We start from the raw sequence: 25145 nt of genomic DNA on the forward strand, positions 1-25145 counted from the left end.
GAAAAGGAATCTACGCCATTTATTGGCTTAGTATTTTAACACAAGGAATTCCTGGTGCAAGGGATTCAGAGCATTAATTAGAAAAGGAACAAGCTTTTCACCCATTTCCATGTAGAGTTCCGAAAAATTTAAGGATCGTTCCTGAAGCGATTGATTTGGGAATAAATGATTCTGGAGGGCCGTCATACGGATGACCTGATCTTTTAGTTTTATTTTCTGAGCCTTCAATAAACGTTTTTCCAGTTTATCCAGACCCTTTAATTGCTTTACTTCCTGAGCTTTTACAGCACCGAAGAAGGACTTGTCTGTTTCTTCAGCTAACCGATACAACGCCTCAAATTGTAGTTTAAGATGTTTCTTTTGCTCAGAAAAATCTATATCAATATTGGAAATTTCCCTTATTCTCTTATTGATAAGCGTATTTTGCTTTAAAAACAGATCGGCTGGTTGGAGGCCTAGATTTAGAATTTTTTTATTATCCTTTTCTGATAGCAACAAGGCAGAATTGCGCAAAAGCAAAATTGGAAATGGCACTTTCATTGCATCAAAAGATGATTTAAACTCCAGCCAATAGGCTAATTCCCCGCCTCCTCCAATATAACAGAGGTTGGGCAGTATTACTTCCTGATATAGTGGCCTGGTGACTACATTTGGTGAAAATCTTTCCGGATATTCTTTAATTTCCTGAAGCAATTCATCTTTAGAAAATGTAATCTCCGTATTATTTACATGAAATACTCCTTCTTTCTCCAGCAGCCTTTCACGCAGATCATCCTTTAGGTAAAAATAATTTATCTCCCTGGGGTTTACCTGGATTTTGTATACAGGTGAAACAGATTCCAGGGCAGCAATAGTCTCGTTTACTTTTTGATAAGTCAGGTTTGAAAAGATATCCTTCTCAATATATGGTATCAGCAGTTTTTTTAATTCACTATCATCGCCATCCACAATCACCAGGCCATAAGTCCCAAAAAGTTCGTTGGCCAGGTACCTGGTTGCTGCGGCTAAGGATTTATGTTCCAGATAAGCATTTTTAAACAGACTAATTAAGCCTTTGGCATTGGTTGTATGCCCCAGTTCTTTGGAAAATGTATCATAGACAGCTTCAAGTCCTTCAGTACTTAATCTGCCAACTGCCCCGCTGGCTTCACGGTTCCACTGGATCTTTTTACTGTGCAGGTTAAAATAATTTATCTCATCAAAATCATGGTCTTCAGTAGCCATCCAGTATACCGGCACAAAATTTTTTTCCGGATAACTATTCTTTAATGTTTTTGTAAGATTTATTGTAGTAATTATTTTGTATAAAAAATACAGCGGACCAGTAAATATATTGAGCTGATGCCCCGTAACAACGGTAAATGTATCTGTGTTTTCGAAAGTTGAAATATTAGTTAAAGTAGCCTTTGTTGCCTTTACACCCCTATATTGCTCCTGAAGTGCCCTCTTTAGTATTTTCCTGCTGGCTGGTGAGAAGGTCCCCGACTTTTCGTCTATTTGTTCCTTGAAATCTTCAATTTTCGGAAACTTATGGTAAAAGGATTTCAGCTTCTTGTTTTCGTCCAGATAGTCGGAAATAAGTGCAGAAAAATATCCGGTTTTTTTAAATGGTATACTGGCTACTTCCATAGAAACTTCTAAAATCCGATCAAAGATAAAATTCTCGGGTTTTACTCTTCCCAAAAATACGTTAAGATGTATTAAGAACATAGAAATGACAAGCAATTCCTTTAACGGCTTGCACCTTGGCGACCCCCAGGCGAAAAACACCGAACTTAAAATGGCGTTTCCCGAATAATCCTTAGCTTTAGCGTCCGAAATCAAAATCTGGTTAATGAAGCGAATTTTACCCATGCTCTTTCTACTTATTACCTGCAATTTTAATGCCCAGGAAATAAAATCGCCTTCTGAATTCCTTGGCTATGAACTTGGAACCAGATTCACATTTCACCACCAGGTTGTAGACTACTACCAATATCTTTCTGATGGTGCTAAAGACCGTGTACGGCTCATTGAATATGGAAAAACCAACGAAGGCAGGTCCCTGCTTCTGGCCTATGTTTCTTCAGCGGAAAATATGCAGAATCTGGAGGAAATCCGAAAGGAACATCTAAAAAGTACAAATGGAGCAGGCGCATCTTCGAAATCTATAGTATGGCTCAGCTACAACGTTCATGGTAACGAGAGCGTGAGTACCGAGGCATCCATGCAAACCATATATGAATTATTAAGCAACAAACAGGTTTATCTGGAAAATACCATAGTAATTATAGACCCTTGTATTAATCCCGATGGAAGAGAGCGATATGTGAACTGGTATAATCAATATAAAAATTCCGCCCTTCAGGCTGATCCAAACAGCAAGGAACACCACGAAGGATGGTGGAGCGGACGCAGCAACCATTATATGTTCGATCTCAATCGGGATTGGGCATGGCTTACCCAGCTGGAAAGCCGGCAGAGGATAAAACTTTATAATAAATGGCTGCCTCATATCCATGTGGATTTCCATGAACAAGGTATAGATAGCCCCTATTTTTTTGCGCCTTCGGCGGAGCCTTTTCACGAAGTTATTACAGATTTTCAGCGCGATTTTCAGGTTACAATTGGCAAGAACCATGCGAAATATTTTGACACTAACGGTTGGCTATACAATACCAAGGAGCGTTTTGATTTGTTTTATCCCAGTTATGGCGACACTTACCCTACATATAGCGGGGCTATTGGGATGACTTATGAGCAGGGAGGCAGTGGCCGGGCCGGTCTTGGGGTCCTTACAGCCAATGGCGATACACTAACCCTGAAAGACAGGATTGCTCATCATCTTAGTACCGGATTATCCACTGTGGAAGTTGCTTCTAAGAATGTGCCCAAATTAAATGAGGAATTTAAAAGATTTTATTTACCGAAAAATTATAAATACAAGAGTTTTGTTCTCAACGGGGAACAAGATCATTTAAAAGCACTTACCAAACTCCTGGACCAGCACCAGATAACCTTTTCATACGGAACCGGAGATATGGTAAAAGGTTTTAACTATAAAACGGGCAGGTACGGGAGCCTGAAGACCAACTCTGAGAGCCTTATTATTTCGACCAATCAGACAAGGGGAACCCTGGTAAAAGTGCTATTTGAACCCAATGCAAGATTAAGTGATTCGCTTACCTATGATATAACGGCCTGGTCCCTGCCCTATGCATATGGATTAAAAGCTATTGCTTCTGAGAATTTGGTCAACGGAATGGCTAAAGCAGAATCAACTGCAATAAAAGAGAATTCCATTTCTGATGCCTACGCTATCCTTACAGATTGGAACGGAATGGATGATGCCAGGTTTTTAGCTGAATTGTACCAAAAAAATATCAAGGTCAGGCAGGCTCAAAAACCATTTACGCTCGAAGGTAACCGCTATGAAAGAGGAAGTCTGATCATTACCAAAGTGGATAATGAAAGAATAACAAATTTGTCTGCTATACTGATCGAGGCAGCAAATAAATATCAAAAATCACTTACTGCTGTGAGCAGCGGTTTTGTAGAAGATGGCAAGGATTTAGGTTCTAAGTATGTAAAAATGATCCCGGCTGCAAAGGTGGCCGTGTTGTCTGGTATGCCAACCTCCACGCTGCGCTTCGGGGAGATATGGCACTTCTTTGAGCAACAATTACATTATCCGCTTGCCGTTTTAGACGCCAGTTATATTGCTGAAGTAGATCTAACAAAATATGATGTATTAGTTCTACCGGGGGGTAATGGATATGATAAGTTTTTGGATAGTAGTATGCTCAAACGTTTGAAAGAATGGGTAAATCAGGGCGGAAGACTTATTTCCATGGGTGAATCCATCGCTTTTTTGGGCGGTGAAGGGGGGTTCAAAATCACCGCAAAGGAGAAGGAAAAGGATAGTTTAGAAATTGCCACAATGGTACCACATGAAAATCTGGAGCGGGAGAAAATGAAAAATGACATTACAGGTGCCATTTTTAAAGCAAGGGTAGACTCTTCACATCCAATGGCATTTGGATATAAAGACACCTATTTTAGCCTTAAAATAGGAATTGACAGCTATGACTATCTCGAAAATGGCACTGTGGCCTATATTTCAAAAGACACCATACCGGTTGCCGGGTTTGCAGGTTCTGAAGCTCAGAAAAAAATGGGTAAAAGCCTCGTATTTGGTGTTGAAGAACATGGTAAAGGGCAAATTGTTTATATGGTGGACAACCCATTATTCAGGGGGTTCTGGGAAAATGGAAAACTTTTTTTTGTGAACGCTATCTTTATGGCCAAATAATCTTATCACACCTTACTTATGTTCAGTAAAGCATAAAGGCCACCGTTACAATCCCAATTGCAGCCACAGGCACAATAATGAGCATATACAGGAAAGAGATGATACCGGCTTTAAAAAAAGCACCCACCCAGGAACTCTTATAAAAATTTCGCAGGGCAATCATAAGGTAGATGACAAAAGAGAAGCAAATGAGCACTTCCAGCCCAATGGGCACCTCCCACACTTTGTTCACGAGGAGAATGGTACAAAAGGTTGTAAATATAAAAGTGAAGAAATAAAAGCTGAATACGAGATGGTGAGCAAAAACGGCCGGTTTCCAGTAAAAAATTTTCAGAAGCACGGCAAAAAGTGGCAAAAGAAGAAACATTGCCACAGGAATAGTATCATATAACGTCTGTAAGATACCCCCACCCCGCTGCTCATAAAACTTAAGCATTTGGGTGTAGAACCTTTGGGTAACTGCATCCGCATCTTCTTTCATTCCCATTGCCTTTATTTTTTCTTCTATCGGGGCCCCTACAGCGATAAGGGAGTCTAACCTATCGCGCTTAAAACCAAAATCTACGCTAACCACCTCTGGCTCTGAAGCCATTACAGAATCTATTTCCCTAATTTCTTTATCTGTTAAACCTATAGTTTTCTGACTTCTTTTCAGGACTTTTTTAGCTTCGGCAAGCGCCAATGAATCCTGTTTTACAGGAATAGAATCCAGATTGATCTCCTGTTCCATTCCTTTTTTGATTACTTCGGAAACTTCGCTATCTGCCTTTCGGATGGTAAAAGAAAAGATAAAGAAGAATATAACCGAGATAAAGAGGTAAAACTGCGCCGGGTGCAGGTATTTTAGTCGTTTCCCATCTACAAACCTCCGGGCCAGCACGCCTGGTTTGGTCATAAGGGTCCCAAAACTCCTGAAGAATCTGGCATCGATAGATATATAATTATCTATAGTATTGCTAAAGAGTACCCCAATAGTAAGGTTATCTGCAGTTTCCTGCCCACAGTAAGGGCAATACTCAAAGGAGGCATCAAAGGTTTCTTCGCAATTTTTACATTGCTGTATGGTTTGCTCTTCAGAGGTTGGCATAAATTTAACTTTGAATAAAAATACAAAAAGCATTGATACTTCAAATTAAATTCCGGGGAGCAGAAATGAATTTTTCCAAACTTGATCTTGTTAGTTGTCTCACGATCTGCTTTTATCCCAAAAAAGGTATACTTATTCGGCAAATTTTTGTGATAATACGGTATATTAGTGCACATACAACCAGTTGTGTTTCATGCAGGATTAAATACAAAAATGAATTAATATGAAAAAAGAAGCCTTTCATTTAATCCTAATCGGACTCTTTCTGGTTTTGGGATACTTTGAATCAAACGCCCAAAGTTTTAATCGGGCGATTAAGACGAAAGAGAACTTTGAAGCCTTAATTCCTCACGCGCAACAAGATGCAGAAGTAACCCAAAAACTATCTGACCTAGAGAAAAAGACAGGTAAGAAACCAAACATTGTTTGGATCATTATTGATGATTTGGGGTATGGAGAACCAGGCGCTTATGGAGGTGGCGCTGCTATTGGCGCTGCAACACCAGAAATGGATAAACTGGCTAATGGAGGTTTAAGATTGACCTCCTGTTATTCTCAACAAACCTGTACTCCAACTCGGTCAGCCATTTTAACAGGTAGGCTGCCAGTACGCACCGGATTAACGCGTCCCATACTTGCGGGCGATAAAATATCTCAGAATCCTTGGGCTGATGAAGTAAGCTTACCCAAGCTACTTAGCGACAATGGCTATTATACCCTGCTCACAGGAAAATGGCATGTGGGCGAAGGTAAAGGTATGCGCCCTCACGATGTAGGTTTTGATGAATACTACGGTTATTATCCAGCCCAAAAAGAGATTACACAAGGCATTGACCCAAGACGATTCCCTGACTTGGTATTCAATGAAGAACTCATGAAAGCATTTGAAACCATTCGCCCGGCAAATCACCTGACTCATGGATTTAAAGACGGTACAACCAACGAACTGGAGGAAATTAAAAGCTTGGAAGACATGGGAGGTGCTGACCATAAATTGGCTGATTTTACCATTTCTAAAATTAAGGAATTATCTGGTTCCAACAAGCCCTTCTTTATTGAGCACTGCTTTATGAAAGTGCATGCCGATAACTTTGACAACCCTGATTATCCCGGACTTAGTGCCGCCAAGTATCCCTATAAAAATGCTGTTGTTGAGGTAGATATGCATATTGGTCGCATTGTAAAAGCATTGGAAGATTCAGGCGAATTAGAAAACACCTTTATTTTCGTCACCTCAGACAACGGCCCGCAAATGGATGCCTGGCCAGATGGTGGATATACTCCATTTAGAGGTGCTAAAGGAACAACATTTGAAGGTGGTGTTCGCGTACCGGGTATTGCCTATTGGAAAGGAATGATAAATCCCGGTAGAGTAAGCGATGATGTTTTTGATTTAATGGATCTATTTGGCACTAGCCTTCGCCTTGCAGGTATATCTCAAGACTTACTACCTGACGATAGATATTATGATTTTATTGATCAATCAAGTTTCCTAATTCATGACAATGGAAAGGGGAATCGTGAATCGGTCTATTTTTGGTGGGGTACTGAACTGATGGGGATTCGGATGCGAGAGTATAAGGAACATATTAAAGTCATTGTCCCGCAAGCACCACATATGTGGATTGACTATGCAACAATTCAGGATGTTGGCTTGGCACCTTGGCTGTTCAATTTATATATAGACCCAAAAGAAGAAATGCCCGTAGGACACCGCAGAAACGCATGGCTAGCTTCTCTAGGTGCACAGTTGAAAACGCATGCGGCAACATTTAAAAAGTATCCACCAAAGAACATTGGTCTGTAAATGGATTCAACAAGAGTTGAAATAACATCAGAAAATAAAGATATTACAAACTTAGGATGGCTATAAGTAATTGCTTGTTATCGCCTATCCTTCGACTGCGCTCAGGACAGGCTTCTGAATCCCGATAACTATCGGGACACGCAACTACGCATAGCCGAGACCTTTGGCTTTAATTTTGACCGCCTATTTTTTACTTTTCAATACCATACATATTTGTATGCTTTATATTTTAAAGAATACACATAAGTATTCTTATTATTTATTTTTTATATATATTTGTATACTTTTAATGAGTTTAGAAATACATATATGTATATTTTAGAAAGATGAGAAACAAAAAACAACTTCAAATAGAACAACTGGACCAAAAATTAGAAAAATTTCAAGATTCAGCAATGGTCCTGGTCCCAACAAAAGGATGGATAAACACTATTCGGACTACCATTAATATGACAAGGGACCAATTGGGGACCAAACTTGAAATGACCAAAGGGGCTATTCAAAAGATTGAAGAACGAGAGGCTTCAGGTCAAATAACAATAAACAAATTGAAAGATGTTGCCCAAGCATTGGATATGAAATTTGTATATGGATTTGTCCCAAACGATGGTTCCATTGAAAAATTAATTAGCAAAAAATCAGAAAAATTAGCTCGAAAAATAGTTTTGAGGACGAATCAAAATATGAAACTAGAGGATCAGGGAATCGGAGATGAAAAATTAGATAAAACAATTAAAGACCTCACAAATGAAATTAAACGAGAGGTAAGAAAGTCTATATGGGACTAGAACTAAAATATGGAGAAGGCCAAACCCCATTAGATGAGGATGAAAAGAAAGGTCTTAAAATTAAGACAATTACAACTCACGGAGAGCTAGATGAATTTGAGCAATTGAACATTGAAAAAGCAGTCGAATGGACCATACATGCAAATTTGAAGGCTAACAAAATATTGACTGAAAAATTTGTAAAAGACTTACACAAGAGAATGTATGGGGATGTTTGGAAATGGGCTGGGGAATTTAGGAGGTCCGAGAAAAATATCGGCATTTCTTGGCCACTCATTGGAATAGAATTAAAGAACTTGTTAGACGACACAAAATATTGGATTGCGAATAAAACTTATCCACCTGAAGAAATTGCAATTAGATTCAAACATCGACTAGTATCAATTCATTGTTTTCCTAATGGAAACGGAAGGCATTCCAGAATGATGGCCGATATTATTATAGAGTCTATATTTGACAAAGAGGTGTTTACCTGGCATCGATCAAATATGGTCAAAACAGATAAAACAAGGAAAGAGTATATAAACGCTTTGAAGGAAGCTGACAATGGAAACATTGAGCCTCTAATAGAATTTGCAAAAAACTAAACCAACGACGTATACGAGAAATCACATAGATACAGCTAATGTGCGTAACTGTTGGGCATAATAATAAAAAAGGAAAAATGAAACTAAGCGAAATAGATAAGGTTGAATTGCTATACCTCCAGATTGAAGATTATCTGGAGATAAAAGATGCCATGCAGGCATCATACGCTTCAATGCCGGAAGCCTACTGGAAGGAAAATCATATTATGAGTTTGCTCGATAAATTTCCTGAAGGTCAGGTGGTAATAAAAGTAAATGGTCAAATAGCGGGTTGCGCATTGTCCATAATTGTTGATTATGACAAATTTGACAACAACCATACTTATCGGGAAATAACTTCAGATTATTCGTTTGACTCGCATAATCCGGATGGCGATGTTTTATATGGTATAGATGTGTTTATACAGCCTGAATTCAGAGGGCTGAGACTTGGAAGACGACTATATGATTACCGGAAAGACCTTTGTGAGAAAATGAACCTGAGGGGTATTGCTTTTGGTGGTCGAATTCCTAATTATCATAAGTATTCCGACAAACTGAGTCCAAAGGAATATATTGAAAAAGTAAGACTTAAAGAGATTCACGACCCGGTCTTAAATTTTCAAATGTCAAATGATTTTCATCCTGCCAGAATTCTTAAAGGGTATTTGGAAGGTGATTCATCTTCAAAGGAGTTTGCAGTCTTGTTGGAATGGGACAACATATACTATGAAAAGCCAATAAAAAAGGCCGCGATAAAGAAAAAAGTTGTTCGGTTGGGATTGATTCAATGGCAAATGAGACCGTACCAAAATATTAAGACGTTGTTGCAACAAGCAGAATACTTCATTGACGCTGTTGCCGGTTATCGATCTGACTTTGCCTTATTCCCCGAGTTTTTCAATGCGCCATTAATGGCGAAAGACAACCATCTGAGTGAGTCAGAAGCGATAAGAGAATTGGCCAAACATACCAAAGAGATTGTTCAGAAGTTTTCAAACTTCTCTATTTCATATAATATAAATATTGTCGCTGGCAGTATGCCCGAAATTAGAAAAGGTAAACTCTATAATGTAGGATACCTATGTAAAAGAGATGGCACGGTTGAAAGATATGAAAAATTACATGTAACTCCAGATGAAGCCAAAGTATGGGGGCTTCAAGGAGGAGAACAACTAAAAGTTTTCGATACCGATTGTGGAAAGATAGGTGTGCTTATATGCTATGATTCAGAGTTTCCCGAATTAAGCAGGTTACTTGCCGACCAGGGAATGGATATCCTATTTGTCCCTTTTCTTACGGATACCCAAAATGGCTATTCAAGAGTACGAAACTGTGCACAGGCAAGGGCAATTGAAAACGAATGTTATGTTGCCATTGCGGGAAGTGTAGGCAATTTGCCAAATGTTCATAATATGGACATTCAATATGCACAGTCCATGGTTTTCACTCCCTGTGATTTTGCCTTTCCAACGAACGGAATAAAGGCGGAAGCCACACCAAATACGGAAATGATATTAATTGCTGATTTAGACATCGACCTTTTGAGAGAGCTTCATCAGTTTGGTAGTGTAAGGAACTTAAAAGACAGAAGAAAAGACTTGTTTGAACTAAAAAAAAGGTAACCAACAATTTATAAGCGGCATTATCTCCATCCCCAAAGCTTCGGTGATCGAAGAAAACAAGCGCTTATACTAAACCGTTAATTTCTATTCCCATATACGTGAAATCAATACAATCCTATTTTAATATGAAATTTAAAAAATACCTGCCCATTTTGACTTTCCTGCCAGCCTTTATTACTTCTTGTCAGGACAGTGAAAAGGCAAATCTTACATTACTCGGCGAACAAATCCCTACAAATACTGCCCTGGTTTTTGGACAGGGTATTATTTCCACAGACAATTTTGAATTTGCCATTACTTTCAGTCCTGAAATGGATGAACTTTATTTTACACGGAGAAAACCGGACGAGGACAATGAAATTTATTCTATGCAATTAGTGGATGGAAAATGGTCTATTCCGGAATCAGCTTTCTTCAAAGCAGATAAAGGATGGGATTTTGAACCTCATATCGACCCCGAAGGAAAACGACTTTATTTTGGAAGCACCAGACCACTTAACGACACTATCTTGCCTTCAGGATTACACCAATGGTATTGTAAAAAAAATGTAAGTGGTTGGGGAAAACCAAAACCCCTGGAAAAACCATTTGTGGACAGGTCTGTTATAATGTATTTAACGTCTTCAGTGAATGGAAATTTATACTTCACTACCGGAGAGAAAGGCGACAAACCCGAAGACTGGGTCATATATAACTCAATCAATGAACAAGGTGCGTATAAAAGTATTGATAGAATGGGAAATGAAATAAACTTCTCTGGAAAATATATCGCCCATCCCTATATTTCACCAGATGAGAGCTATATCATTTATGACGGTGAAAGTTCTTCAGGATATGGAGAAAATGATTTGTACATCAGTTTCAATAAAAACGGCACCTGGACAAAAGCGATTAATTTAGGCACTGAAGTAAATACAGAACTAACCGAAATGTGTCCCAGTGTATCACCCGATGGAAAGTATTTGTTTTTTCATAGAGGTGGGGAGGATAGTGGAGATATTTATTGGATAGATTTTAGACCAATAAAAGAACGTATAGAGAACATAATCAGCGACTAACAAGTTTTATAAGTAATAGCGCAATAAGTATTCAAAACCTTTCAAATAATGTATTTTCCACATAATGAAATACAAAAAATACATAAAAGGCTCAATAAATATATCTGAAATTGGTCTTGGAGCCTGGCAATTAGGACATAACTCCGGATGGAAAAGTATAACGGAAAATGAAGCACTTAAACTTGTACATAAATCTTTGGATTTGGGTATCAATTTTTTTGATACGGCTCCAAATTATGGACATGGCACCAGTGAGGAAAGATTGGGCAAGGCTCTTAAAGGCAGAGACAGAAGTAAAATAGTAATTAATACAAAATTTGGCCACACCCATACAGGTACCATAAACTTTAGTTCTGATTATATTAAAGAATCTTTGGAAGGCAGTTTAAAAAGACTTCAATTAAATTATGTTGACTCACTCATTATTCACAACCCACCTTCTGAATATTTTGATGGAAATAAAAATGACCATTACGAGATACTCGATAAGTTAATTGTCGAAGGAAAAATAAAGGCATACGGTGCTTCTTTGGATACGTATGACGATATGAAGTTGTTGATGGATACTACAAATTCAAAAGTGATTGAGGCTTTTTTTAATATCTTTCATCAGGATACCCTGCGCGGATTTGAAGAAGCACAAAATAAGGATGTTGGTATTATTGTAAAAATTCCGCTGGATTCCGGCTGGTTAACCGGGAAATATAATGCCGAAAGCAGGTTTAATGATATTCGAAGCCGATGGTCTAAAGAAGATATTGAAACCAGAGCTAAGCTGGTGACTAAAATTAAGCCCATTATTGGAACAGAAGAAAACCTGGCCCATATAGCAATAGCATTTTGTTTGGCTTATGATGCTGTTTCCACAGTTATTCCTGGTAACGTAAATATAGAACAGCTAATAAGCAATGTCAAAAGTACAGATATTTCTGTTTCACGGAATCATATAGAAAAACTTGAATATTTTTACCAGTCTGAAGTTAAACACTTAAACCTGCCCTGGTAATAATTAAGTTCAAAATAAACGTATGAAAAGAATTATTAGCATCATTTAAAAAAAATTGGTTCTCTTTATTGGTGAACTGGATAATGAAAATGAAAAAGGCTGTCTTCTATTGCATTCACCCTCGGTAGATAAGCAAGATTTGCATCGATTGGAAAGAGGTAAATATTTTTTTACTAAATCTAAGAATATTGCCGAGGGAATGGGGCTGGAATTTAATTGGCAATTGGAAATCATAACAAATGTCAGACACTACCATATAAAAACAGGAGTTGCCGCAGCAAAATATTTATATAGTGAATGAAAAAGTAAAAGAACCACAAAGACTATTATTCATTGGGCTTTTTGGTTAAGGTAAAGAAGTTTCCCTACATTTAACTGCAAAACAAGTTTTGAATAATCAGGTTAGTGAAAAATCCGCTTTTAAATATTAAGAAACGTCAGATATGGAAGTCTTTTGTGGCATATCCTGCGGCAGCCTTTGTCATACTTCAGGCGGTAGACTTTTTCATTACCAAATACGATCTCAATCCCAAATCATTAACCTTATCTTTAATTCTTCTGATTGGTGGCTTTATAATTTCCGTTCTGTGGAACTGGAACCATGGCGAAAAAGGAGCTCAGGATTTTTCAATAAAAGAAAGGGTAACTTATGGAATTATTATAGCCGTAACATTGCTATCCGGTGCTTATTTCTGGGCAAAAACCCCGGACATAGATTATACATTAACTGCAATAAATAGGGATGCATCCAATAAACTGGCCATTTTACCCTTTGAAAATAATGCCCCGGATTCATCATTAACATATCTCACAGAAGGTATCCCGGAAAATCTTATCAACCGGCTTTCCAAAACAACAAACTTGCAGGTTTTATCAAGGAATTCAACATTTATTCTGGAACCGTCTGAAAGAAATGCTCCGGGAGTAAAGCAAAAATTGGGGGCTGACCTCCTGCTCACAGGAAGAATTGAAAAATTGAACGATCAATTGGTTATTAGCTGTGAACTTATAAATGCTGAAGATGGCATTCAAATATGGGGCGATAAAATATTTTATGATAATAACGATGTTATTGAATTAGAGCAATATATGGTCAGTTCGCTCCTTAATAGCTTACCGGGTTCTGTAAAAACTAACTTGCAGACCAGTGATAATGAAGCAAGTGCCTATCCTGAAGCACAATCCCATTTTATGAAGGGAAGGGTATTAAGTTATGGCTCTACAGCCGATGAATCGGAAAAAGCCCTGGAGCATTTCAGAAAGGCCATAGAAATAGACCCCAACTTTGCGGCTGCTTATGTTGCCATAGCCAATGAAAAGATAATCCAGGCTATTTTTTCTACAGCTCAAAGGGATGAAATATTCAATGAAGCCCGGCTTGCTGTACAAACAGCATTGGCATTTAACCCTAATTCTGCAGAAGCCTATTATGTGGACGGAGCCATCAGGTTTTATGGTAATTTTGATTGGGACGGAGCCGAAGCGTCCTATAAAAAATCAATAGAGCTAAACCCCTATAATGCCAATGCCTTTATCAGATATTCTGCTTTCCTGGCAGCAATGAAAAAATACGAGGAGTCTATAGTCATGGCAAAAAAAGCTATTGCGCTGGATCCAATTTCTATTTCAAGTCTTCATAATCTTGGATGGGTACAACTAATTGCCGGTAATTTTAAAGAATCAGAAGATGCCTTTTCAGAAGCTCTTTCCCTCCATCCAAATTGGATTTGGGGCTATGTAAAGAGAGGTTATGCCCGATTGTATCAAAACAAATGTGACCAGGCCCAGACAGATGCTTCTAAAGCAAAGGAATTATTAAGTGGCTGGGGATCCGAATTAATAGAATCTGCACTAATTTATATTTATGGTAATTGCAATAATAATTCTAAAACGGCTGAATTAACGAAACAGTTTTTTGAGCATGTCAATGAAAATAACTATGAAGATCCATTTGCGGTATTCAGTGTCTATAACACCAATGGTGAAGTGGAAACAGCCCTGGATTGGGCAGAAAGATGTATTGAGGAAAAGGAAACAGGCACCTATTTATTAAATATTGATGTTTTTTACACAGACGATCTCTTAAAAAATCCCCGTTTTATTGAACTACGCAAGAAAATGAAGTTCAAATAAGCTATGGCAAACACTTAAGCCGATTAAAAATGACATAAATGAATAAAACTATAAAGGTAGCCTCCGCCCAATTATCTCCAATATTCCTGAACAAAGAAGAAACTGTTGAAAAAGCATGTGCTGCCATATCTGAGGCCGGAAAAAATGGCGCTGATTTAGTTGTCTTCCCGGAGGCTTTTATCTCGGGATACCCGGATTGGGTCTGGCTTATTCCGAACAGTAAAGGAGCTGAATTAAATGAACTTTACCTCAAACTTGTGGAAAGTGCTGTTTCTGTCCCGGATAATGCCACCAGTAAACTCTGTGAAGCCGCGAAAAAGGCTAAAACTAATGTTGTAATAGGCATGCATGAGCGAAATACAGAATCCAGCAACTCAAGTTTATTTAATAGCCTGCTCTTTATAGGTCACAAGGGTGAAATTCTGGGAAAACACAGGAAGTTAATCCCCACCGGTGGTGAGCGATTAATATGGGGACAGGGAGATGGCAGTACTTTATGTTCATACGATACTTCAGCAGGAAAAATTGCAGGGTTGATTTGCTGGGAAAACTATATGCCACTGGCCAGGAATGCCATCTATGAATCCGGGGCTCAAATTTTAGCAGCCCCTACCTGGGATAAAAGTCCAAACTGGCTCCAGTCTATGCAGCATATAGCAAGAGAAGGTGGTTTATTCGTAATAAGCACCTGTATGGCTATAAAAATAGATGATATCCCGGATGAATATGAGTTTAAAAAACTATATCCGGAAGGGAGAAAATGGATAAATACCGGCAATAGCGCTATAATTGCTCCAAACGGTCAGATTTTGGCAGGACCACTGGAGGCGGAAGAAGGAATATTATATGCAGAAATCGACTTTCAGCAAATCATAAAATCGAAGCGAATGTTTGATGCTGTCGGACACTATTCAAGACCCGATGTTTTCTCATTTAATGTAAATTCGGCATTAAATAAAAACCAGCTTTAGTAGTGTTTAAAGGACATTATAACACCCTTGTTACCTTACAGTTTGGGTTGACTATATCCACCTAGTATTGAAATCATGAAATTAAATCGATTTGCTTTTTTGTTTTTCTTCATTTCCATATTCGCTTCATTGACTCTGAATGCAAATACTAATTGGGACTATCTAAACTATCACAGTAAAATTGCGGAAGCAGAAAGCCTTATTGGTGATGAAAAATTCCATGAAGCCATAACCATATATGAGGAAGTTTTTAACTTCTATGATTTTGTCTTTTTAAGAGATTGTCTGGTTGCAGCACAGCTATCATTCTACTTAAATGAAAAACAAAAGGCCTTTTCCTATATAAAAAAATGCATAGCTGCCGGGTTGGAATTAAAAGCGTTAAAAAAGAATAAATTTTTAAGACAATTTCAAATTGGTCCTGAATGGAAGACCATAAAAAAAGAGTATGACAGTCTTCACCATTTGTATGTAACCAGAATTGACCTGCCTGCAAGAGACAGTGTACATTCCATGTTCAATAAAGATCAAAGAAAAGCCCTTGGTGCCTTATTCAAAATAGGTGACAAAGCACAGGAAAAATATGCAACAAATAAATTTGCTCCGCATAGTGAAATTCAGATGGCGAAACTCATTACGATGCTGCAAAATAAAGGGTATCCGGGAGAAAAACTTATCGGAAATGATTTCTGGATGGCAACTATAATCAGTCACCATAATTCAATATCTCAGGAATATTCCAAAAACGACACAATTTACGAGTATGTAAGGCCCCGGTTAATTCAGGCTATTAAGGTCGGAGAGATGTCTCCCTATGAGTTTGCATTGATTGATGACTGGCTAAAGGCAACTTCATCTGATCGGTCAGAAACGGGATATGGGTTTTTAAACCCTCCTGAGAAATCAACCTTATCTGAAACCGATGAATTAAGGCAAAAGATTGGTTTAAGAACTATTGGACTAAGGAATAAATTAGTTGAAACAGAAAAAAGTACAGGTATGAATTTCTACCTGCCGGATTGGGTTAAGGGCAAAATTAGTATTGAACAAAACTAAAACAGCTTCTAACAAGTATTATAACCCATTGGTAAGCATGCCATTTTTTCGTTAAGGTTATTCAATTTTGTATTTTATGAAAAAACTAATAACATGATTCAATCCTATAAACAGCAACCACAATTAGAGGAAGCTTATGATACAATTATAATTGGCTCTGGAATGGGTGGTCTTTCAACGGCAGCAATCCTTTCTAAGCAGGGCCATAAGGTTCTGGTATTGGAAAGGCATTATACAGCAGGTGGTTTCACCCATGTATTTAAACGCAAAGGCTATGAATGGGATGTGGGTATCCACTATATTGGGGAAGTACAACGGAAAAACAGTATGATGCGTAAACTGTTTGATTATATTACCAATGGTGAATTGAAGTGGGCCGATATGGGAGAAGTATATGACCGGATTGTCATTGGCGAAAAGCACTTTGACTTTGTGAAAGGGGTCAAAAACTTTAAGAAACAAATGATTTCCTATTTCCCGGAAGAAGAGCACGCCATAAACACTTATGTGGATTTAGTCTTTAAGACTGTAAAAGCAAGCAGGAACTATTTCATCAGTAAGGCTATTCCTCCCTTTCTAAACACCCTGATCGGAAGGTTCCTTAAAACACCGTTTTACAAAATGGCGGATCAAACAACCGATGAGGTACTGCGTTCCCTGACTACCAATGAAACTTTGATAAAAGTACTTTGCGGTCAATACGGGGACTACGGATTGCCTCCCAAACAAAGTAGTTTTTACATGCACGCTACAGTTGTAAGGCATTATTTTGATGGTGGGAGTTTCCCGGTTGGCGGTTCTTCGCAGATCGTAAAAAAAGTTGCCCCGATAATAGCTGCTTCCGGCGGGACAATACTTATTAACGCAGAAGTAGCAGAAGTACTCATTGAAAATAATAGGGCTATTGGGGTTCGGATGACAGATGGAAAAATAATTAAGGCCAAAAACATCGTTAGCAATGCAGGTATAATGACCACCTATACCAAATTACTGCCTTCTGAATCAGTTAAAAAGCATCAGCTTAAAGAACAACTACAAAGAGTAAACCCATCAGTGGCACATGCAAGCCTTTATGTTGGCTTGGAGGGCTCCCCGGAAGAACTTCAACTTCCAAAAACAAATTATTGGGTTTATCCGCCCGAAGGCGATCATGATAGGTGTGTTGAACGATATTTAAAGGATTTGACACAACCATTTCCGGTCGTTTATATATCATTCCCCTCTGCCAAAGATCCTGACTGGTCTAATCGGTACCCCGGGAAAAGCACTATTGATATCATTACACTGATCCCTTACGAAATATTTGAAAAATGGTCTGATACCCCATGGAAAAAAAGGGGAAAGGAATATGAAGCAATAAAAGAGGAGCTTGCTCGAAGGTTATTGAAGGAACTATACAAACAACTTCCTCAGGTTAAAGGAAAAGTGAATTGTTATGAACTTTCTACCCCGCTTAGTACTAAGCATTTTGTTAATTATAAAAAGGGAGAAATTTACGGTTTGGATCACAGTCCCTCCAGGTTCAGGCAAGCTTTTTTAATTCCCAGGACACCAATCAAAAACTTTTATCTTACAGGTCAGGATATTGTAACGGCAGGAATAGGAGGAGCTTTGTTTTCAGGGGTTTTGACTACCATGGCCATTACCGGTAAAAATGTTCTGAAAAAGGTTTAACCAGACTAAATCACCGTTCACAGCACTCATGAAGATTGGGAAGGAATCAAAGAATCCTGGGTTTCCACGCCCAATGTCTTAAAAATTGAAACACTTAAAAAGTATAAGAGATTTGAAGAGTGAAGGGTTTCATTATCGATCATAATCCATTCCGCATTGTCGGTTAGGAAGATGATCGTTTCTTACAAAATAGTATTTTTATGGGCAGAACAAGCTTACAGGACAATGCCGATCAGAATAATAACCAAGGGCCAAGTGGCATGGCTACGAGGGCTGAAAAGCTTCGGAACAGAAACTATGACCAACCATTGACCAATTGACCAATGATAAAATTCTTTAGTTCTCGAAACTTAATTTTACTTTGTAAAATCAAATGCCCTGCGGATATTTGGGTGAGACAGTCACTTGTAAAAAAAATTGAAACTTGAAACATGATTAAGTTTTTTAGACGAATCAGATACGACCTTATGGAAGAAAACCCAACCTCTGCCAGAGCTACCGCAGGCTCAAAAACAGGAAAGTATTTGAAATATGCAATTGGGGAAATAATTCTTGTGGTTCTCGGAATTCTTATAGCACTGCAAATCAATAATTGGAATGAGCATCGAAAAAAGGAAAAATTAAAGGATTCCTATAAAGTCTCTTTGATAAATGACCTGTCAAAAGATACTTTGATGCTGGGAAAATTGATCACAGAAAATTACCGGGTTATGGACGCTTTGCGCATGCAACAAAAAAGGTTTTTAGGCCTGGAAACACCAATAGACACTCTTATTAAAATAGCAAGGGATGAATTTGAGCCTGAACTAAATACTCGGTTTAAGTATAACAGAAATACCTTTAACACATTAATAGCATCGGGTAATATTGATTTATTCTCAAAAGAATTTAATGATATGCTTATGGCCTTGATATCATTGCAGGATATTGAAAGAGAAAATTCGGAATGGTATTCTAATGTATATTCCAGTAAAATATCAAGGTTTTCAGATGATTATCCAGTATCCGGGCATCAGAATTCAAAAATTTTCAATTCAATCTGGACCGATATAAATGAAAGGAAAATGGCATCGGGTTTTATTAGTCTTACGGATATCAAAGGTTTTGCACATTATTCCTTTGTCAATGAAATTGAAAATGTGAAAAAGCAAACAATCACTTTTTTAAAACAATTGGATAGTCTGGATTAATTAAAAAATAACATAAACGCTAGGTATATGTTAAGACTCTCTTTCTAATCTTTCTGAACCTATAACCACACGGATGGTTATGATTCAAATAGCCAAACCACAAAACATGATAAAATTCTTCAGACATATCAGACAACAACTTCTCACAGAAAACAGGTTCAGCAAGTATCTACTTTACGCCATTGGAGAAATTGTGCTCGTGGTTCTTGGAATTTTGATTGCCCTGAGTGTCAACAACTGGAACCAGGAAAATAATGACCGGAGAGCAGGTGAGGATTATTTGTTCCGAATTCATCGCGATTTAGTCCAGGACACCATTAACTTCAGGCGGATCATCCATAACAATAATCATTTACGGGAAGATATTAAACAGTTGCTAGTTACATTATATGATGGCGTGGACAGTATAGAGGAAGCTCAATATATGAGTGCCATTTATGACAAAGCTCTGGATCAGGTTTTTTCTCCAAATGACAATACCTATAAAGGTATGATAAGTTCAGGCGCATTAGGACTGATTAAGAACCCGGAATTGAAAGAGGAAATAGTTGATCTTTATAGCGAATACGACCAAAAAAGGGCGTTGTTATCCGCAATAGGTGCATGGATGGTAAACGTTGCGACCAACGAGACCAATGAAACAGATTTTATCAAATTTAACAGGAGCGTTGCTGATATTTTTACAACACAAGAAATGCTGAATGAAAATGATTATTCTTTTTTGAATAATAAAGAAGATCCGGGGTTTAAAATTTTTGTCAGAGCAATTTCGGCAACGGCATTCAATCAAAAGGCAAGCAATACCTATTATCTTGAATTAATTAGCAGGTGTGAAGCCGTTTTAAAGCTCATTGATGAAGAATTGAAGTAATAGGCAAACAACATATTGTAAAACATAGAAAAATGAGAGCACTTTATTTAGTAATTTCAGCATCATAATTACCGGCATTTATGAAATACTTAAAATTTACAATTTCCCTTCTTCTAACAGCAATTATCTTTTATGGTCTCAATACCAAATTTGGTTCCGTTCCGCCAATCGGTAAATTTTTAAATCCGGCCACCGGCATCTGGCAAAATGAAAAAGACGAATCAATTACCGGAATTGTTTCAATTGATGGGCTCAAAGACAAGGTAACCGTTCATTACGACGAACAACTAATTCCACACATTTTTGCTGAGAATGAAAATGATTTGTACAGGGCGCAGGGATATATTACGGCCAAGCACAGACTATGGCAAATGGAGTTTCAAACCATGGCTGCAGCAGGTCGTTTATCGGAATTTATTGGTGAAGCAGCTCTGAACCATGACCGACGACAACGCAGACAAGGAATGGGATTTGGTGCAGAAAAAACGATTGAAAAGATCAAAGAAGATCCGGAAACCATGGCTTACTTAGAGGCTTACGCAGAAGGTGTGAATAGTTACATCAGCCAATTACAGCCAAAAGACATCCCCGTTGAATACAAACTGCTCGATTATAAGCCGGAGCCCTGGACCGCTAAAAAAACAGCTCTGCTATTGATGTACATGACCAAAGATCTGGCAGGTTCTGATAATGATTTAGAGTACACCAATGCCCTTCGAATGTTTGGCAAAGAACGTTTTGATTTATTGTATCCCGATTTTTACGACGTCATAGATCCTATTATTCCTAAGAACACTGACTGGAGTTATATTGACGTACCCTTGACGGAAACTCCGGCAAGTGAATTACCGCTCGACACTATTTCAAAAACTATCGAAAAGCCCCATCCGGACAATGGCAGTAACAACTGGGCCATTTCCGGACAAAAATCCTATTCTGGAAATCCCATCCTCGCAAACGACCCGCATTTAGGCCTCAACCTGCCTTCCATATGGTTTGTCATGCAATTGAGTACCCCAACCCACAATACTTTCGGGGCGACATTGCCCGGAGCTTTGGGCATAATTTCAGGATTTAACAAGCACATTGCCTGGGGAGAAACTAATGCCACAAGAGATGTACAGGATTGGTACAAGATTGAATTTAAAGATAACACACGCAAACAATACAAATATGATGGTGCATGGAGAACTGCAAACCTGCGAGTGGAAGAAATTAAAATAAAAGGTAATGCAACTTTTGTGGATTCCGTAAGGTACACCCATCATGGCCCGGTTACCTACGATAAAAATTTTATGGGTGACAATGAACTTGCAGGGTATGCCATGAAATGGTCTGGTCATATTGGGGGCAACAATGCAAGAACATTTTTAGAGCTCAACAAAGGAAAAAATTATGATGATTACGTAAATGCCCTCAAACATTATACAGCCCCCGCTCAGAACTTTGTCTTTGCCTCAACAGAAGGTGATATCGCTATATGGATTCAGGGTCAACTACCAAATAAATGGAAAGGCCAGGGAAAATATTTAATGGATGGCAGCAATCCAGGGCACGACTGGCAAAGTTTTATTCCACAACAATTTAATGCACATACCAAAAATCCGGAGCGTGGTTTTGTTAGTTCAGCCAATCAGCATCCTGTTGATGAATCCTATCCGTTTTATGTATTTAATGATGGTTATGAAACCTATAGAAACCGGGTAATTAATGACTTTTTTAATTCAAAGGACACTTTCAATATTCAGGATTTCAGGGATTTACAAAATAATAATTACAATCTCAAAGCAGCAGAACTCCTGCCGCACATTTTCAACACCATGAACACATCTTCTCTAACTAAAGAAGAGCTGCAAATTTTCAACGAAATTAAATCATGGAACTTTTACAACGATATAGACGAACTTGGGCCAAGTATTTGGAGTGCCTGGTGGAGCGCACTCCACAGTTTGCTGTGGGATGAATACAAGGTGGATGATGTGGCATTAAAGACCCCTTATGACTACCAGACCATACATTTGCTAAAAACAAAAGGTAACGATGCCTTTATGGATATCATAGAAACCCCGGAAACCGAGACTGCCGGCGATTTATTTTTAATCAGTTTTAAAAAAGCCGCGAAATCTTTAATGGACTGGAAAGCACAAAACGGTACCTATAACTGGAATGCTTACAAAGCTACTTATGTAGGTCATTTACTGCAGGGGTTACCTGCATTTTCGAGGTTTAACCTACCTATTGGCGGGGGTAGAAATATTGTGAATGCAACTAAAAAAAATCACGGCGCTTCCTGGCGGATGATTGTGGAGATGAGCTCCCCTCCTACCGCATTAGGAATATATCCCGGAGGACAATCGGGCAATCCGGGCAGTAGGTATTACGATAATTTCATAGACGACTGGGCCGCTGGCAAGTATCGTACGTTAAACTTCATGCAAACCGATAGCAATGAGGATGGCATAATCGGTACGCAAACCTTAATATCTGATTAACATGAACACCAACATTCTCAATTTTATCGTCACATTGTTTTTGGCCTTCATATTTTCTGTTTTCCTGCCCTGGTGGTCTGTAATGTTAGCGGCATTTGTTTCGGCAATCCTTTTTTCTTTAAAAGGACTGAAGGTATTTCTAATTCCTTTTTTGGCAGTTTTCTTGTTTTGGACAGGCTATGCTTTTGCACTGGCAAACGGTAATGAGTTTACATTAGCCAAAAAAATAGCAATCCTATTGCCCCTGGATGGTAACCCATACTTATTAATATTGGTAACCGGGATTGTAGGAGGTTTTGCCGGGGGCATTGCCGGCATTTTTGGAAAACAATGCCAGGCGCTGGTGAAAAAGTAATCATTTGAATGTGTTGATCGCCAGGATTGTATTTAAAAAGTACGCCTACTCATAATATATTTCATTATGTTTCCGCCAAAATGACTAGTAAACTTTAAATCCTTTTGTAGATTACTATTCCAATAACTATGACAACCAAGAAAATGAATAGTAATACAACAGTTCTCCAAAAGATAGTATCTACAATATTTTCTAAATTATTAAAGCTCAGATCAATGCCTTGGCTGGTCAGTGTATTTAATTCCTGAAAACTAGCTTCCCTCTGCAGTGTAATTTCATCGCTTAATAGTTGCATAACGATTGCCCTTTCCTTACGAATTTCATCCAAAACCGCCATACGTTCCTGCCTTATAGCCTGTAATACGGCAATCCGCTCTCCCCTAAGCTCCTGCATTAAGGTTGAGCGTTGATCGTCTATTAATTCCGGGGTAGATTCTACCACAAGTACAGATCGCTCCAGCAAATAGGTAAGTGAGTCTAAGCGGCCGGTTAATTGCGGGTTGGTTAATGCATTGTTTAATAAATATTCCGCCTGCCAGCGAACTTGTTTTGGTAAGATCTCGGTATATGCGTTTAACCGGGTACTCAGTTCATCAAGACTTTGCGCCATCCCTTCTGCAAGGCTTTTAAAACTAACTTTTGTAATGTTTTGTATATTATACATAAGCGGTATAGTAGATTTTCTTATAAAATATGAACTATTTATCGGATTCTGTTCTGCAAAATCCTCTATCAGCTTAATCCCTTCGGAGATATCACGACCAGGTGTTAAGTTTCTGCCTATACCAATCAAATCCTTATAGAGGGTATCAGAAGCCTGAACTGCAACGCCCTGAAATTCACCAAACAGATCTTTTCCCCTTCCTTTCTCAAAGTATAATTTCATCTGATAAGTGAAAACAGCCATATCTATTAAAGCTGCAAAAGGATCATGACTATAAATAGAACCCTGGGCTACAGGAATGGCATTCATTTTCCAAAATAAAGCCTCATTACCGATTTTATAATCCCTGGATGAAATTATGATACTATCAGCTGACTCTGTAATTGTACGGGCAAATCTGTAAAAGAAATCATCCATGGTCAACCTCAATTCAAGGGATGATATTTCAATGCTTTCACCAGACGGCGTCACTGAGCTCTTTTTTTTCTTTTTCTGAGCAATGGAGACCTGGCATACTAACAAAAGGACCAACATAATCCTCTTAAGTAGTGCTATTCGCAATGAGTAAGTAATCATATATTAAAATTGTTTAACTACCATTGGGCAGTTCTTATTATTTAACTATTAGTACCTTTTCTTAAAAGTAAGGTATTTTCAAAAAATTAGCGAACATCAAATGGGAAATCCGGTTTTTGGACGACCTAAATCTGCCCTGTAAGAGACAGGATCATTTCTGCTTCTCTCCTTAGATGAAAATCAGTATTTTTAGTCATTAAAAGCCGTACCCCTACATAGCCAAACAGCCACATTCTTTATTCAATACATTTAATATGAAATATTTGCGACTTAAAGAGAACTGGATTTACAGCCTGTTATTATTTTCGGTTTTATCTGCAGTTATAGCATTGAATACCTCTGAATTTTTTTATAAATCGGGATCGGCCGGAATAGGTATACTAATCTTACTAATTCTCAACTTCAAAAAAGCCAAACAACCCAATGACAGCTGGATGATTATCGGGGCTTTTTTATTCTCCATAGCCGGTGACTGGTTTATGTCTAATAAGCTGGGAGATAATATGATGTTTAGTAAGGGTATCGCTTTATTTTTCTTAGCACATCTGGGTTATCTGGGATTTGCTCTGCGCAATGGAAAAATAAAATGGAGGTTTACTCTCCTGATTCTAATTGCCTATTTATTGTTTTTCTTTTTATGGCTATATCCCTCCATTGAGGATAAGATACTGCTGTATGCTGCCCTTGTCTATTTACTGATTTCTTGCCTGACCTTTGGCACCTCCGCAGGAATTGAGGGAGACAACACTTTTAGACGAGCTTATATTTTCGGGATTTTCCTGATTGTCTTTTCGGATACTATAATTGCTCTTACTGAATTTTTGGGATACGGTACCCTGGATTTTCTGATTTTACCAACCTACTACCTGGCGCATATAAGCATCTCATTCTCATTAATACGAAGAGAGAAACCAGGGGTAATAACTTAAATGAAT

At 38.2% G+C, this 25145-nt stretch carries 20 protein-coding genes; 17 read left to right on the forward strand and 3 right to left on the reverse strand.

What is annotated here, in order from left to right:
- Window positions 1-27: 27 nt before the first annotated feature.
- The gene (bshC, locus tag G504_RS0110460) at window positions 28-1629 is read right to left on the reverse strand and encodes a bacillithiol biosynthesis cysteine-adding enzyme BshC (protein WP_026348505.1); all 1602 of its coding nucleotides are present in this window, start codon (window positions 1627-1629) and stop codon (window positions 28-30) included.
- A gap of 205 nt (window positions 1630-1834) precedes the next feature.
- Here bshC and G504_RS0110465 point away from each other — a divergent pair, with 205 nt between their 5' ends.
- Entirely contained in the window at window positions 1835-4291 is a 2457-nt protein-coding gene (locus G504_RS0110465) for a M14 family zinc carboxypeptidase (protein WP_026348506.1), read from the forward strand.
- A gap of 22 nt (window positions 4292-4313) precedes the next feature.
- On the opposite strand, the gene G504_RS0110470 is transcribed toward G504_RS0110465, so the two are convergent.
- Window positions 4314-5378, reverse strand: coding sequence for a DUF3667 domain-containing protein (locus tag G504_RS0110470; RefSeq protein WP_026348507.1), 1065 nt, complete (start codon window positions 5376-5378; stop codon window positions 4314-4316).
- Between the two features lie 223 nt (window positions 5379-5601).
- On the opposite strand from G504_RS0110470, the gene G504_RS0110475 reads away from it, so the two are divergent.
- The 15 genes from G504_RS0110475 (at window position 5602) to G504_RS0110550 (ending at window position 22970) form a co-directional block, all read left to right on the forward strand.
- Window positions 5602-7185, forward strand: a complete 1584-nt coding sequence (locus G504_RS0110475; RefSeq protein WP_019670130.1) for an arylsulfatase — start codon at window positions 5602-5604, stop codon at window positions 7183-7185.
- Between the two features lie 326 nt (window positions 7186-7511).
- A complete protein-coding gene (locus G504_RS0110480; RefSeq protein ID WP_019670131.1) occupies window positions 7512-7973 on the forward strand; it encodes a mobile mystery protein A in 462 nt (153 codons plus the stop codon).
- Entirely contained in the window at window positions 7964-8560 is a 597-nt protein-coding gene (locus G504_RS0110485; RefSeq protein ID WP_019670132.1) for a mobile mystery protein B, read from the forward strand. Before G504_RS0110480 ends, G504_RS0110485 begins: the two co-directional genes overlap by 10 nt.
- Window positions 8561-8637: 77 nt before the next feature.
- Complete coding sequence (locus G504_RS0110490) at window positions 8638-10164, forward strand: carbon-nitrogen hydrolase family protein (protein ID WP_026348508.1); 1527 nt, start codon at window positions 8638-8640, stop codon at window positions 10162-10164.
- Between the two features lie 125 nt (window positions 10165-10289).
- A complete protein-coding gene (locus G504_RS19230; protein ID WP_019670134.1) occupies window positions 10290-11222 on the forward strand; it encodes a TolB family protein in 933 nt (310 codons plus the stop codon).
- Window positions 11223-11286: 64 nt separating this feature from the next.
- Complete coding sequence (locus tag G504_RS0110500) at window positions 11287-12228, forward strand: aldo/keto reductase (protein ID WP_019670135.1); 942 nt, start codon at window positions 11287-11289, stop codon at window positions 12226-12228.
- A 55-nt stretch (window positions 12229-12283) separates the two neighbouring features.
- Window positions 12284-12529 carry a hypothetical protein gene (locus G504_RS0110505; protein WP_019670136.1) on the forward strand — a complete coding sequence of 82 codons (246 nt, stop codon included), beginning with the start codon at window positions 12284-12286 and terminating at the stop codon, window positions 12527-12529.
- 104 nt (window positions 12530-12633) lie between these two features.
- Complete coding sequence (locus tag G504_RS0110510; RefSeq protein WP_019670137.1) at window positions 12634-14361, forward strand: tetratricopeptide repeat protein; 1728 nt, start codon at window positions 12634-12636, stop codon at window positions 14359-14361.
- 38 nt (window positions 14362-14399) lie between these two features.
- Window positions 14400-15332 (forward strand): carbon-nitrogen hydrolase family protein, encoded by a 933-nt coding sequence (locus tag G504_RS0110515; protein WP_019670138.1) that lies wholly within the window; start codon window positions 14400-14402, stop codon window positions 15330-15332.
- 75 nt (window positions 15333-15407) lie between these two features.
- Window positions 15408-16388 carry a hypothetical protein gene (locus G504_RS0110520; protein ID WP_019670139.1) on the forward strand — a complete coding sequence of 327 codons (981 nt, stop codon included), beginning with the start codon at window positions 15408-15410 and terminating at the stop codon, window positions 16386-16388.
- A gap of 93 nt (window positions 16389-16481) precedes the next feature.
- Window positions 16482-18062: a phytoene desaturase family protein gene (locus G504_RS0110525; protein WP_019670140.1), complete on the forward strand. Its 1581-nt coding sequence runs from the start codon at window positions 16482-16484 to the stop codon at window positions 18060-18062.
- Between the two features lie 431 nt (window positions 18063-18493).
- The gene (locus tag G504_RS19990) at window positions 18494-19252 is read left to right on the forward strand and encodes a DUF6090 family protein (RefSeq protein WP_157473243.1); all 759 of its coding nucleotides are present in this window, start codon (window positions 18494-18496) and stop codon (window positions 19250-19252) included.
- 106 nt (window positions 19253-19358) lie between these two features.
- Window positions 19359-20123, forward strand: a complete 765-nt coding sequence (locus tag G504_RS0110540) for a DUF6090 family protein (RefSeq protein WP_157473246.1) — start codon at window positions 19359-19361, stop codon at window positions 20121-20123.
- Between the two features lie 80 nt (window positions 20124-20203).
- Entirely contained in the window at window positions 20204-22615 is a 2412-nt protein-coding gene (locus tag G504_RS0110545) for a penicillin acylase family protein (protein ID WP_019670143.1), read from the forward strand.
- 1 nt (window position 22616) lies between these two features.
- On the forward strand, window positions 22617-22970 hold the full coding sequence (locus tag G504_RS0110550; RefSeq protein ID WP_026348510.1) for a hypothetical protein: 354 nt from the start codon (window positions 22617-22619) through the stop codon (window positions 22968-22970).
- A gap of 94 nt (window positions 22971-23064) precedes the next feature.
- Here G504_RS0110550 and G504_RS0110555 read toward each other — a convergent pair whose 3' ends face one another.
- The gene (locus G504_RS0110555) at window positions 23065-24210 is read right to left on the reverse strand and encodes a hypothetical protein (RefSeq protein ID WP_157473249.1); all 1146 of its coding nucleotides are present in this window, start codon (window positions 24208-24210) and stop codon (window positions 23065-23067) included.
- Window positions 24211-24464: 254 nt separating this feature from the next.
- On the opposite strand from G504_RS0110555, the gene G504_RS0110560 reads away from it, so the two are divergent.
- Window positions 24465-25139, forward strand: a complete 675-nt coding sequence (locus G504_RS0110560; RefSeq protein ID WP_019670146.1) for a lysoplasmalogenase — start codon at window positions 24465-24467, stop codon at window positions 25137-25139.
- The last annotated feature ends 6 nt before the right edge of the window (window positions 25140-25145 follow it).

Origin of the sequence: Eudoraea adriatica DSM 19308 (genome assembly GCF_000382125.1) — a bacterium.
Taxonomy (GTDB): Bacteria; Bacteroidota; Bacteroidia; order Flavobacteriales; family Flavobacteriaceae; genus Eudoraea; species Eudoraea adriatica.